Consider the following 12,186-nt stretch of genomic DNA (forward strand, 5'->3'; position numbering starts at 1 on the left):
CGGCCGGCGCCGGTCCTGGCTAGCATCGGCCGACATGGGCCTGCCATCCAGCATCGAAGCGACCGGCGACGGGTCGGGGCAGGGCGACCTGGTGGTCGCCCGCCCCGAGGGGCTCTACTGCCCGCCCGGCGACTTCTACATCGACCCGTGGCGGCCGGTGGACCGCGCCGTGATCACCCACGGCCACAGCGACCACGCGCGCTGGGGCCATGCCCATTACCTGGCCCACCACGACAGCGCCGCCATCCTGCGGCGCCGGCTCGGCGAGGACATCACCCTGCAGACCCTGGCCTACGGCGAGGCCGTGGTGCACCACGGCGTGCGGCTGTCGCTGCATCCGGCCGGCCATGTGCTGGGCTCGGCGCAGCTGCGGCTGGAACATGGCGGCCGGGTCTGGGTGGCCTCGGGCGACTACAAGCTGGAGGCGGATGGCACCTGCGCGCCGTTCGAGCCGGTGCGCTGCGACACCTTCATCACCGAGTCCACCTTCGGCCTGCCCATCTACCGCTGGCCGTCGCAGGCGGCGCTGTTCGCCGAGATCGACGACTGGTGGCGGCGCAATGCCGCGGCGGGACGCGCGTCGGTGCTCTACGCCTATGCGCTGGGCAAGGCGCAGCGGCTGCTGCATGGCGTGGATGCCTCGATCGGGCCGATCGTCAGCCATGGCGCGGTCGAGCCGCTGAATGCCGTCTACCGCGCCGCCGGCGTGCCCCTGCCGCCGACCTTCCATGCGGCCGACCCGGCGCTCGACAAGGCGGCGCTGTCGCGCGCGCTGGTGATCGCGCCGCCGTCGGCCGCGCGCTCGCCGTGGATGAAGCGCTTCGGCGCGGATCCGGCGGACGCCTTCGCCAGCGGCTGGATGCAGCTGCGCGGCACGCGCCGGCGGCGCGGCGTGGACCGCGGCTTCGTGGTCTCCGACCATGCCGACTGGCCGGGCCTGATGGCCGCGATCCGCGGCACCGGCGCCGAGCGCGTCTTCGTCACCCACGGCAGCGTGCCGGTGCTGGTGCGATGGCTCAACGAGCAGGGCCTGCAGGCGCAGGCCTTCGCGACCGAATACGGCCAGGAGGACGATGCCGTCGCCGACACCGCCGACACCGCCGACACCGCCGACACCGCCGACACCGCCGAGCCAGCCGACACTGCCGAGCCAGCCGAACCCGCCGACGGAGCCCCGCCGTCATGAAGGCCTTCGCCGCGCTGTACCGCGAGCTGGATGCCTCGACGTCCAGCCTGGCCAAGCAGGCCGCGCTGCAGGCCTACCTGCGCGAGGCGCCGCCAGCGGATGCGGCCTGGGCGGTGTACTTCCTGGCCGGCGGCAAGCCGCGGCAGCTGGTGCCGACCCGCTTGCTGCGCGAGCAGGCGCGGCTGGCGGCCGGCCTGCCGGAGTGGCTGTTCGACGAGAGCTACGAGGCCGTCGGCGACCTGGCCGAGACCATCGCGCTGCTGCTGCCCGAGCCGACGGACGTGGTCGAGCGCCCGCTGTCCGTCTGGATGACCGAGCACCTGCTGCCGCTGCGCGGCCAGCCGCCCGAGGCGCTCGCGCTGGCGCTGCAGAGCCAGTGGGCCTCGCTGGCGGTCGAGCAGCGCTTCGTCTACTTCAAGCTGATCACGGGCGCCTTCCGCGTCGGCGTGTCGAAGCTGCAGGTGACGCAGGCGCTGGCGGCGGTCGGCGGCGTGGATGCCAAGTTGGTCGCGCAGCGGCTGATGGGCTACACGCATGTCGGCGCGCGGCCGACCGCGGCGGACCATGCCGCGCTGGTCGCGCCGGCGCAGGCCACGGCCGGCGAGGGCGGCGCGCGCGGCCTGCAGCCGTATCCGTTCTTCCTCGCGCATCCGCTGGCCCTGCCGGTCGAGCAGTTCGACGCGGCGATCGGGCCGGCCGCGGACTGGCTGGTCGAGTGGAAGTGGGACGGTATCCGCGCGCAGCTGGTGCGGCGCGGTGGCGAGGTCGCGATCTGGTCGCGCGGCGAGGAGCTGGTCACCGAGCGCTTTCCCGAGCTCGCCGCGATGGGCGCGGCGCTGCCGGAGGGCCTGGTGCTCGACGGCGAGATCCTCGTCTGGCGCGACGGCCGCGCCATGCCCTTCGCGGAGCTGCAGCGGCGCATCGGCCGCAAGACGCTGGGCGCGAAGCTGCTGCGCGAGCTGCCGGTGGCGCTGTGCGTGTACGACCTGCTCGAGCAGGATGGCCAGGACCTGCGCGAGCTGCCGCAGCATGAGCGCCGCGCGCGGCTGGAGCGCCTGGTGGCCGAGCATCCGCTGCCGGGGCTCGAGCTCAGCCCGCTCGTGAGCGGCGCGGACTGGGCGGCGCTGGCGCGCCAGCGCGAGCAAGCAAGGGCGCTGGGCGTCGAAGGGATGATGCTCAAGCGGCGCGACGCGCGCTACGGCGTCGGCCGCACCAAGGACGTCGGCGTCTGGTGGAAGTGGAAGATCGATCCGCTGTCGGTGGATGCGGTGCTGATCTACGCGCAGCGCGGCCATGGCCGGCGCGCGAGCCTCTACACCGACTACACCTTCGCCGTCTGGAACGGCCCGCAGGAGGATCCGGCGCGCCAGCTGGTGCCGTTCGCGAAGGCGTATTCGGGCCTCACCGACGCGGAGATCCAGGCGGTCGACGCGGCGATCCGCCGCACCACGATCGAGAGCTTCGGCCCGGTGCGCAGCGTCACGCCGACGATGGTGTTCGAGCTCGGCTTCGAGGGCATCGCCCGCAGCGGCCGGCACAAGAGCGGCATCGCGGTGCGCTTCCCGCGCATGCTGCGCCGGCGCGAGGACAAGCCGGTCGAGGAGGCGGACACCTTGCAGACGCTGCAGGCGCTGCTGCCCGCTGGCGGCGGCGACGCGGCCCTCGTCCGCGCGGCGCCGCGGACGCCGCCGGCAATGGGCGCAGCGCCGGAGCAGGGCTTGCTCGAGGACGCCGACGAGGCCGCACCGTGAGCGTGTCGATCGACGCCTGGCTCGCCGAGCAAGGCTGGCGGTCGTTCCCGTTCCAGCGCCAGGTCTGGGACGAGATCGCGCGAGGCCGCAGCGGGCTGCTGCATTCGAGCACCGGCAGCGGCAAGACACTGGCGATCTGGCTGGGCGCGCTGGCCACGCTGCGCGAGGCCATCGGCGGCGAGGCGCGCCAGCACGGCGGCAAGGCCGTCGCGCCGCCGCTGACGGTGCTGTGGATCACGCCCATGCGCGCCCTCGCCGCCGACACGCTGCGAGCCCTGACGCGACCGATGGCGGCGTTCTGCCCGGGCTGGACGATCGGGCTGCGCAGCGGCGACACCAGCTCCGCGCAGCGCGCCGCGCAGGACCGGCGGCTGCCCACCGTGCTGGTGACGACGCCGGAAAGCCTGTCGCTGCTGCTGTCGCGGGCCGACGCGCGGGAGCAGCTCGGCCAGGTGCGGCTGGCGGTGGTCGACGAATGGCACGAGCTGATGGGCAACAAGCGCGGCGTGCAGACGCAGCTGGCGCTGGCGCGCCTGCGTCGCTTCCGGGCCGAGCGCGGCGCCGGGCGCGACGCGGCCCTGATGACCTGGGGCCTGTCCGCGACGCTGGGCAACCTCGACGAGGCGCTGCGGACGCTGCTCGGCACGGCCGCCAAGGGCGCCGAGGGCGCCGCCACGGACGCCGTGCTGGTCCACGGCGAGACCGACAAGACCCTGGTCATCGACACGCTGCTGCCCGCCACCGCCGAGCGCTTCGCCTGGGCGGGCCACATGGGACTGCGCATGCTGCCGCAGGTGGTCGAGGCGATCGAGGCCAGCGCCAGCTGCCTGGTCTTCACCAACATGCGCTCGCAGGCCGAGCGCTGGTATCGCGCGCTGCTGGAGGCGCGCCCCGACTGGGCCGGCGTGCTGGCGCTGCACCACGGCTCGCTGGACCGCGAGGTGCGCGAGTGGGTGGAGCTCGGCCTCAAGGAGGGCCGCGTCAAGGCCGCCGTGTGTACCTCCAGCCTGGACCTGGGCGTGGACTTCCTGCCGGTCGACCGCGTGCTGCAGATCGGTTCGGCCAAGGGCGTGGCCCGGCTGGTGCAGCGCGCGGGGCGCTCCGGCCACGCGCCGGGCCGGCCGTCGCGGATCACGCTGGTGCCCACGCACAGCCTCGAGCTGGTCGAGGCCGCCGCCGCGCGCGCGGCGGTGCGCGCCGGCCGCATCGAGGCCCGGCACAGTCCGCGCGAGCCGCTGGACGTGCTGGTGCAGCACCTGGTCACGGTGGCGCTGGGTGGCGGCTTCGAACCGGACGCGCTGCTGGCGGAGGTCCGCGGCACCGTCGCCTACGAGGCACTCGACGACGCGAACTGGCGCTGGGCGCTGGACTTCGTGCGCCAGGGCGGGGCCTCGCTGACCGCCTACCCGGACTACCACCGCGTCGTGCCCGACGAGCACGGCGTCTGGCGCGTGCCGGACGCGCGGCTGGCGCGACGCCACCGCGTCAACATCGGGACCATCGTCAGCGACGCGTCCATCAGCGTGCAGTACCTGGGCGGCGGCAAGCTGGGCAGCGTCGAGGAAAGCTTCATCGCGCGGCTGCGCCCGGGCGATGCCTTCATGTTCAGCGGCCGCCTGCTGGAGCTGGTGCGGGTCGAGCAGATGACGGCGCTGGTGCGGCGCGCCACCGCCGGACGGGCCGCGCTGCCGCGCTGGAACGGCGGCCGCATGCCCTTGTCCAGCACGCTGGCCGATGCGGTGCTGCGCGAGCTGGCCGAGGCCGACGCGGGTCGCTTCGATTCGCCCGAGATGGCCTGCGTGCGCCCGCTGATCGACATCCAGCGGCGCTGGTCCGGCGTGCCCGCGCCCGACGTGCTGGTGGCGGAGACCTTGAAGTCGCGCGAGGGCTGGCACCTCTTCCTCTACCCCTTCGCCGGCCGGCAGGTGCACCTGGGCTTGGCCGGCCTGATCGCCTGGCGCGCGGCGCAGCCGGAGACCGGCACCTTCTCGATCGCGCTGAACGATTACGGCATCGAGCTGCTCAGCGCCAAGCCCATCGACTGGGCCGAGCGGCTGCCGGGCCTGCTCAGCGTGCCGCCGCTGGAGACGCTGCTGCACGAGGTGCTGGCCAGCCTGAACGCGACCGAACTGGCGCGCCGCCGCTTCCGCGAGATCGCGCGCATCGCCGGGCTGATTTTCCAGAGCCATCCCGGCGAACGCCGCAGCAACCGGCAGCTGCAGGCCTCCGCCACGCTGTTCTTCGAGGTCTTCCAGCAGCACGACCCCGGCAACCTGCTGCTGGCGCAGGCCGAGCGCGAGCTGCTGACGCAGGAGCTCGACGTGCGCCGCCTGGCCGAGGCGCTGGGCCGGATGGCGGGGCAGACCCTGCAGGTGCATGCGCTGCGCAAGCCCACGCCGCTGGCGTTTCCGCTGATGGTCGAGCGCTTCCGCGAGAAGCTCAGCAACGAGTCGCTGGGGGATCGCATCGCGCGGATGGTCTCGGAGCTCGAGCGCAGCGCCGGCGGGGAGGCGGTCGGCACCGCGCGCGAGCCGGCCGAGCGCGCGTTGGCGGTGTTCGCGAAGCAGGATTCGCCGCAGTTCGCGATCGCGACGGTGCAGGAGTCGCTCGCGCTGGAAGCTCGCGGCGAGGCGCCGCCGGCGCGTCGGCGGCCGCGCGGCGAGCGCGCGAGGCGAGGGCGATGACGCCGGACATCGATGCGCCGGCGGGGGCGCTCGCGACCACGCTGGCCGGCGAGCGCGTCTGGCTGCTGCCCGAGCGCGCGCTCTGGTGGCCGGCGGCGCGCACCGTCTTCGTCGCCGACGTGCATCTGGGCAAGGCCGCGAGCTTTCGCGCGCTCGGCCAGCCGGTGCCCGCGGGCACCACGCGCGACAACCTCGATCGGCTGAGCACGCTGGTCGACGGCGTGCGGGCCGCCCGGCTGGTGGTGCTGGGCGACTTCCTTCACGCGGCGGCCGCGCGGCAGGCCGGGGTGCTGGATCCGGCGCACCGCTGGCGCGAACGCCATGCGGGGCTCGACTGCCTGCTGATCCGCGGCAACCACGACAGCCATGCGGGGGATCCGCCGGCGACGCTGCGATTCGAGCTCGCGGATGAGCCGCATCGCCTCGGGCCCTTCGCGGCCTGTCATCACCCGCGGCGGGTGGCGCAGGCCTATGTGCTCGCGGGTCACCTGCATCCCGCGATGACGCTGCATGGCCGCGCGCATGAACGTCAGCGGCTGCCGTGCTTCTGCGAGGTGGAGGGGCTCATGATCCTGCCGGCGTTCGGCGCGTTCACCGGGACCACCGTGGAGGGGCTGCCGCCTGGGGCCAGGTGTCATGCCGTCGGGGGGGGCGCGGTGTGGGCCGACCCTCACCCCTGACCCTCTCCCGCAAGCGGGAGAGGGAGCCTTCAGCGGCGCGGCGCGCGCGAGGCGGATGACGCCCGGGGTGGCGAGGGGGTGATGAGGGGGTGATGAGGCAGGCGACGTGGCGTGTCAGGGCTGGAAGCCGCCGACGTCGGTGTGGAAGTCGCCGATCTCGGTCCATTCCTGCAGGTTGGCTGGCACGGCGAAACGCTCGGCCAGCGCTTTCGCGGCTTCCTCCGCCGTCGCGAAGGAATCCCCCCACGGCATGCTGTCGTGCTTCACCCGCCAACGCCGTGACAGCCGCGGCTTGATCGTGAATGTGCCCTCCAGACTCTGGAAGACGTATGAGACGGTATCGAGGTCCATGCTGAGCTCCGGAGCGCCTCCGACCCGGCGACCCTAACCCACCGGGCGGCAACTGTCATTCCCGAGTCGCGGATGCGGGGGACGGTCCGGCACTCGCACGGGCGCAGGGCGGCGTGCCGGCGGCGGCATGTCGCTTGCCGCATCCTGCGCACCCATGACACACCCCTGGCGATTCTTCCGGGCGGGCGGCGCCGATCAGGCACGCATCGATACCGCCGACGACCTCCTCCATCTCCGTGACCTCGACCAGAAGCGCTGGGTCGCGCTGGCCTGTCCCACGCGCGGCCTCGAATTCGACGAACGCACCCTCGACCTGATCGATCTCGATCGCGATGGCCGCATCCGCGCGCCGGAGCTGATCGCCGCCTGCGAATGGGTCGGCGCGCGGCTCAAGGACTGGCAGCCGCTGCTGCGCGGCGAATCGCGGCTGGCGGCGGCGTCGCTGTCCGACACCGAGGAGGGACGGGCGCTCGCCGAGGAACTGCAACGTACGCTGGCGCTGGCGGGACAGGCCGCACCGGCCGAGCGGTCCGACATCGGCCTGGACGAGATCCGCGAGCGCCAGTCGCACCTCGTCGCGGAGCGGCACAACGGCGACGGCATCGTGCCGGTCGCGGCCTTCGAGGACCCGACCGACCGCGCGCTGGCGCAGGCCGTCGCCGACGCGCTGGGCGCGGTCGCCGATGCCGGCGGCGAGCCCGGGATCGACGAGACGCGCATCCAGGCCTTCTTCGACCAGGCCGCCGCGGTGCAGGCCTGGCATGCCGAGGGCGAGGCTGACTGCGCCGGTCGACGCGCCGCGGCCATGGCGGTGCAGGCGGTCCACGACAAGGTGGAGGACTTCTTCGCCCGCTGCCGGCTGGCGAGCTACGACGCCAGCGTCGCCGCGACGCTCAACGCCACCGAACCCGAGCAGCTCAAGCAGCATGCGGCCGGCCTGCTGTCGCTGGAGTCGGGACCGCTGAAGCAGCTGCCGGCGGCGCCGGTCGCGGCGGGCGCGGCGCTGCCGCTCGACGCGCGCGCGAATCCCGCCTGGCGCGCGGCGCTGGCGGCCTTGCGCGAGCAGGCGGTGCGGCCCTTGCTCGGACGCGATGCCGACGAACTCGTCGAAGCGGACTGGCGCGCGCTGAAGGAGCAGGTCCAGGCCTGCCGCGAATGGCTCAAGCGCCAGCCCACCGGGCCGGTGGCCGCGCTCGGCGTGGAGGTGCTGAGCGCGCTGGCGGGCGCTCAGCCGGAGGCGGCCCGCGCCCGGCTGCTGGCGCAGGTGGTGGAGGACCGCGCGGCCGCGCCCCGGCACGCGGCGCTCAACGACCTCGAGAAGCTGCTGCTGCTCCAGCGCGATCTGCTGCGGCTGGCGCGCAACTTCGTCTCCTTCGAGGACTTCTACGAAGGGCGCGGCGCGGTCTTCCAGGCCGGCACGCTGTTCATCGACGGTCGCGCTTGCGAGCTCGCCGTGGAGGTCGTGGATCCCGCCCGGCACGCGCCCATCGCGGGCCTGGCCAAGGCCTACCTCGCGTACTGCGAGTGCGTGCGGCTCAACCAGAAACGCACCATCGTCGCGGTGGTCAGCGCGGGCGACGTCGACTTCCTCTTCGTCGGCCGCAACGGGCTGTTCTACGACCGCGAGGGCCACGACTGGGACGCGCGCATCGTCAAGGTGATCGAGAACCCGATCAGCGTCGGCCAGGCCTTCCTGTCGCCCTACAAGAAGCTGGTGCGGCTGGTCGAGGAGCAGGTGGCCAAGCGCGCCGCCGCCAGCGATTCGACGCAGCAGGGGCGCCTGGGCCAGTGGGCCGGGCGCATCGCCACGGTGGACCAGCCCGCGGCCGCGCCGGCGACGACTGGCGCGGCGGGCGTTCCGCCGGCCGGACTGCCGGCCGGGCTGCCGGTGCCGGGGCGGCGGGTGGACGTCGGCACCGTCGCCGCGATCGGGGTCGCGCTGGGCAGCATCAGCACGGTGATCGTCGGCATCTTCGGCCGCTTCGTCGACCTGGGCTGGTGGATCCCGCTCGCGGTGCTGGGCATCGTGCTGTCCATTTCGGGGCCGAGCATGCTGATCGCCTGGCTCAAGCTGCGCCAGCGCAGCCTCGGGCCCATCCTGGATGCCAGCGGCTGGGCCATCAACAACCGCATGAAGCTGAGCACGCGCCTGGGCGGCTCGCTGACGAAGCGGCCGCAGCCGGTGCCGCACGCGGTGAAGCTGCCGGAGATGCGGCGCACCGCGCGCGACGAGGGGGCGCCAGCGGGCGCGCCGGCGGCAGCGGTGTCGGAACCCTCGCTGTAGCGCCAGCCGCCGCGTCCCCGGTCCGTGGCGACGATCAGTCGTCACGCGGCGACGCTCGCCGGTCGTCGCCGCGCGCGTCTTCGCGACGCCCACCGTCATCGCGGGGATACGGCCGGGTGAACAGCGGCAGCACGGCCAGGATCAGCAGCGCCAGCAGCATGCTGAACACCGCGGTGGCCTCGCGCCCGAGGCCGCAGGCGATGCCGATGGCGGCCGTCATCCAGATGCTGGCGGCGGTGGTCAGGCCGTGGACCTGTTCCTCGTCCTTGAGCTTGAGGATGGCTCCCGCGCCCAGGAAACCGATGCCCGCGATGACGCCTTGCAGCACGCGGCTCATGTCGGGCATCGGCATGCCTCCCTGTTGCGGCACCAGCACGAACAGCGCCGCGCCCAGCGAGACCAGCATGTGCGTGCGGATGCCCGCGGCCTTGCCGTGGTGCTCGCGCTCGTAGCCGAGGATGCCGCCCAGCAGCGCCGCCAGCAGCAGCCGCACGGCGATGCGGGTGATCTGCGCGGCATCGGGCAGGTCCGAGAACTCGGACCGCAGCGTGTCGACGATCTCGGTCCAGGTGTCGGCGCTCATGGCGGCTCCTTGGCGCACGGCGCCGAGGCGGGCCGCGTCGCGGTCACGGCGTCCGACGCGGGCGCGGCGACCGGGACGGCGGCCGGGGCGCTCCGGGCGGCCTGCGCGGCGGCGGCCTCGGCTTCGGCTTCAGCGGCATCGAAGTCGTAGCCCTCGGCCGCGTGCAGCTGCCAGGCGCCGCCGCCGGTCAGGCGCAGCACGTGCGTGTGATGCCGCAGCACGCCGTGGCGGTGGGCGATGCTGACCAGCGTGACACCGTCGCGGCACAACCGCTCGTAGAGGCGGCGCTCGTTGCCGCTGTCCAGCGCGCTGGTCGCCTCGTCGAGGATCACCATCCGCGGCCGGCGCACCAGCACGCGCGCGAAGGCGAGCCGCTGCTGCTCGCCCATGGACAGCAGCTTGTCCCAGTCCTGCGTGGCGTCCAGGCCGCCGACGCGCTCGGCGAGCTCCGGCAGGCCGACCTCGTCGAGGATCGCGCGCAGCGCCTCGTCGTCCAGCTCGGTCGCCGTGTCGGGATAGATCATCTGGCTGCGCAGCGTGCCCGGCTGCAGGTAGGGGCGCTGCGGCAGGAAGAAGACCTCCTCCAGCGGCGGATGCTCGATGGTGCCCTCGCCGCAGCGCCACAGGCCGGCGATCGCGCGCAGCAGCGAGCTCTTGCCGCAGCCGCTGACGCCGGTGATCAGCAGGCTCTCACCGGGCTGCAGCGCGACGTTGAGCTTCTCGACCAGCAGCCGGTCGAAGTGCGGCGTGTACAGCGTCAGGTCGCGCAGCGCGAGCTGGTCCGCGTGGCTCGTCACGATGCGTTCGCGCTGGCGCTCCGCCCGGGGCTTGCGCTGATGCATCACGTCCGACAGCGCATGCAGCCGGTCGATGCCCGCGACGAAGCGGCTCAGGCTCTCGAAGTTGTCGACGATCAGGGACACCGCCGTCAGCACCGCCGCGAAGGCGCCGGCGGCCTGGACGGCGGCGCCCACCTCCAGGTCGCCCGACAGCACGCGCTCGGCCAGGATCACGCTGGGCACGACCAGCGTCAGCTGGCTGAAGCCGCGCTGGAAGAGGTTGAGCGAGCGCTGCTTGCGGATCAGCTTCCAGTAGTTCTGGTAGACGGACTCGAAGCGGCCTTCGATGTGGGCGCGCTCCTGCGGCTCGCCGCGGTAGAAGGCGATGGATTCGGCGTTCTCGCGCAGCCGCATCAGGCCGAAGCGGAAGTCGGCCTCGCGGCGCAGCTGCCAGAAGTTCAGCTGGATCAGCGGCGAGCCGAAGACATACAGCGCCAGGAAGGTGCCCACCGTCGCGTACACCGCCAGGAAGGCCACCAGCACCTTGGACAGCGACCACAGCACCGCGCAGAAGGCCACCAGCTGCATCGCCGAGCCCAGCATCAGCAGCAGGAAGTGGGTGGAGCGGCCGGTGAAGGTGTTGATGTCCTCGGAGATGCGCTGGTCGGGGTTGTCGATGTCGCCGGCGGCGCCGGTGCCGATCTCGTAGTACTTGCGACCGTCGAGGTAGCCGTCGAGGAAACGGCCGGTGAGCCAGCGGCGCCAGTGGTTGGAGAAGGCGTCCCGCATGTAGTAGTAGAAGGCGTACACCGGCACGGCGAAGGCCAGGACGATGAGGCTGTCGCGCACCGCGGTCCAGAAGCGGGAGTGGTTGCGTTCGGCCAGGGCCGAGGTCAGCTCGCCGGTCTTGGCGTTGAGCAGCACGGCGAGCTGGGTCTCGCACAGCATCAGCACGATCAGGAGCAGCAGCAGTCCCCAGGCGGCCTTGCGCTGGTCGCCGAGCCAGTAGGGCTTGGCGATCTGCAGGAACTGGCGCCAGGCGGCCGCGGAGAGACGCGGGGGCCGACGGCGCCGGCGCTTGGGCGCCGCCGTGGTGGAGGGCGCGGGAGCGGTCGTCGCGGAGGCGGTCGCCGCGGAAGGTGAACGGGCGCTCGAAGCACCCGGAGGGCCGGACGGCGGCAGGTCCGTCGCGGGAGTGGAGGGAGACGCCATGAGGTCGGAACCCGGTCTGCCGAGATGGTTAGACGGTAGCTCCGACGGGTCATGGGGCGGGTAGGACGAAGCCTACTGGCGGTGACGGAGGAGGGCGCGTGGCGTCGGGCCGCGGGCGGGCTCACGAGAGCATCCGGGAGACGATGATCGCCAAGCCCGAGGAGCTGGCCGCCGAGCCGGCGAACCACTTCAGCAGGCGCGCGTCCGACGCGAGCCCGGCGTTGTTGACGCGCTCGTTCAGCGTGTTGAAGCGCTCGCAGAGCGGAGCCACCGCCGCGGTCACGCAGGAGTGGACCGTGCTGACGATCTCGGCACGCAGCTCCTGGAGGCTCTGCTGTGTTTCCCTGCGGAAGGCGTCGAGTTGCTGCTGCGACTCCCTGCGGAAGGTGTCGAGCTGCTGCTGCGAATCCTTGCGGAACGTGTCGAGTTGCTGCTGCGACTCCCTGCGGAAGGTGTCGAGTTGCTGCTGCGAATCCTTGCGCAGCGCATCCACCTGGTCGCGCGACTCGATGCGCACGGCGTCGATCGAGGTCTTGAGCTCACGGACGTCGCCGCGCAGTTCGTGGATGTGGACCGAATGCTCATCCAGACGATGCATGAGCAGCGGGAAATCAGGCTGCCAAGAGGGCTGTGGCTTGGCGGTCGGATGGGGAGAGCGGTGATGCATGCGCGGGTT

At 73.0% G+C, this 12,186-nt stretch carries 9 protein-coding genes; 5 read left to right on the plus strand and 4 right to left on the minus strand.

Going from position 1 to position 12,186, the window contains the following annotated elements; genetic code table 11:
- Positions 1 to 34: 34 nt before the first annotated feature.
- Genes FHT38_RS06800 through pdeM form a run of 4 tightly spaced genes read left to right on the plus strand, consistent with a single transcriptional unit; the run spans position 35 to position 6,301 of the window.
- Positions 35 to 1,186 (plus strand): ligase-associated DNA damage response exonuclease, encoded by a 1,152-nt coding sequence (locus tag FHT38_RS06800; RefSeq protein ID WP_183490835.1) that lies wholly within the window; start codon positions 35 to 37, stop codon positions 1,184 to 1,186.
- Complete coding sequence (locus FHT38_RS06805) at positions 1,183 to 2,937, plus strand: ATP-dependent DNA ligase (RefSeq protein WP_183490837.1); 1,755 nt, start codon at positions 1,183 to 1,185, stop codon at positions 2,935 to 2,937. Before FHT38_RS06800 ends, FHT38_RS06805 begins: the two co-directional genes overlap by 4 nt.
- Complete coding sequence (locus FHT38_RS06810) at positions 2,934 to 5,621, plus strand: ligase-associated DNA damage response DEXH box helicase (RefSeq protein WP_183490839.1); 2,688 nt, start codon at positions 2,934 to 2,936, stop codon at positions 5,619 to 5,621. The genes FHT38_RS06805 and FHT38_RS06810 overlap by 4 nt, the downstream gene beginning before the upstream one ends.
- Positions 5,618 to 6,301, plus strand: a complete 684-nt coding sequence (gene pdeM, locus FHT38_RS06815; RefSeq protein ID WP_183490841.1) for a ligase-associated DNA damage response endonuclease PdeM — start codon at positions 5,618 to 5,620, stop codon at positions 6,299 to 6,301. The genes FHT38_RS06810 and pdeM overlap by 4 nt, the downstream gene beginning before the upstream one ends.
- Positions 6,302 to 6,415: 114 nt before the next feature.
- Here the strand turns inward: pdeM and FHT38_RS06820 are convergent, their stop codons facing one another.
- Positions 6,416 to 6,652 (minus strand): hypothetical protein, encoded by a 237-nt coding sequence (locus tag FHT38_RS06820; protein WP_091723810.1) that lies wholly within the window; start codon positions 6,650 to 6,652, stop codon positions 6,416 to 6,418.
- Between the two features lie 154 nt (positions 6,653 to 6,806).
- Between FHT38_RS06820 and FHT38_RS06825 the strand changes: the two genes are divergently transcribed.
- Positions 6,807 to 8,936 carry a hypothetical protein gene (locus FHT38_RS06825; RefSeq protein WP_255488622.1) on the plus strand — a complete coding sequence of 710 codons (2,130 nt, stop codon included), beginning with the start codon at positions 6,807 to 6,809 and terminating at the stop codon, positions 8,934 to 8,936.
- Positions 8,937 to 8,970: 34 nt separating this feature from the next.
- On the opposite strand, the gene FHT38_RS06830 is transcribed toward FHT38_RS06825, so the two are convergent.
- From FHT38_RS06830 to FHT38_RS06840, 3 genes are all read right to left on the minus strand, one after another.
- Positions 8,971 to 9,519, minus strand: a complete 549-nt coding sequence (locus FHT38_RS06830; protein ID WP_183478763.1) for an MgtC/SapB family protein — start codon at positions 9,517 to 9,519, stop codon at positions 8,971 to 8,973.
- A complete protein-coding gene (locus FHT38_RS06835) occupies positions 9,516 to 11,510 on the minus strand; it encodes an ABC transporter ATP-binding protein/permease (RefSeq protein ID WP_183490845.1) in 1,995 nt (664 codons plus the stop codon). Before FHT38_RS06835 ends, FHT38_RS06830 begins: the two co-directional genes overlap by 4 nt.
- A gap of 121 nt (positions 11,511 to 11,631) precedes the next feature.
- Positions 11,632 to 12,108 carry a hypothetical protein gene (locus FHT38_RS06840; RefSeq protein WP_183490847.1) on the minus strand — a complete coding sequence of 159 codons (477 nt, stop codon included), beginning with the start codon at positions 12,106 to 12,108 and terminating at the stop codon, positions 11,632 to 11,634.
- Positions 12,109 to 12,186 lie beyond the last annotated feature (78 nt).

The organism is Mitsuaria sp. BK041 (genome assembly GCF_014193085.1).
Taxonomy (GTDB): Bacteria; Pseudomonadota; Gammaproteobacteria; order Burkholderiales; family Burkholderiaceae_C; genus Roseateles.

Coding starts and splice junctions, on each gene's coding strand:
- FHT38_RS06830 (WP_183478763.1), bottom strand. CDS start 9,519: ATGAGCGCCGACACCTGGACCGAGATCGTCGACACGCTGCGGTCCGAG.
- FHT38_RS06835 (WP_183490845.1), bottom strand. CDS start 11,510: ATGGCGTCTCCCTCCACTCCCGCGACGGACCTGCCGCCGTCCGGCCCT.
- FHT38_RS06825 (WP_255488622.1), top strand. CDS start 6,807: ATGACACACCCCTGGCGATTCTTCCGGGCGGGCGGCGCCGATCAGGCA.
- pdeM (WP_183490841.1), top strand. CDS start 5,618: ATGACGCCGGACATCGATGCGCCGGCGGGGGCGCTCGCGACCACGCTG.
- FHT38_RS06800 (WP_183490835.1), top strand. CDS start 35: ATGGGCCTGCCATCCAGCATCGAAGCGACCGGCGACGGGTCGGGGCAG.
- FHT38_RS06840 (WP_183490847.1), bottom strand. CDS start 12,108: ATGCATCGTCTGGATGAGCATTCGGTCCACATCCACGAACTGCGCGGC.
- FHT38_RS06820 (WP_091723810.1), bottom strand. CDS start 6,652: ATGGACCTCGATACCGTCTCATACGTCTTCCAGAGTCTGGAGGGCACA.
- FHT38_RS06805 (WP_183490837.1), top strand. CDS start 1,183: ATGAAGGCCTTCGCCGCGCTGTACCGCGAGCTGGATGCCTCGACGTCC.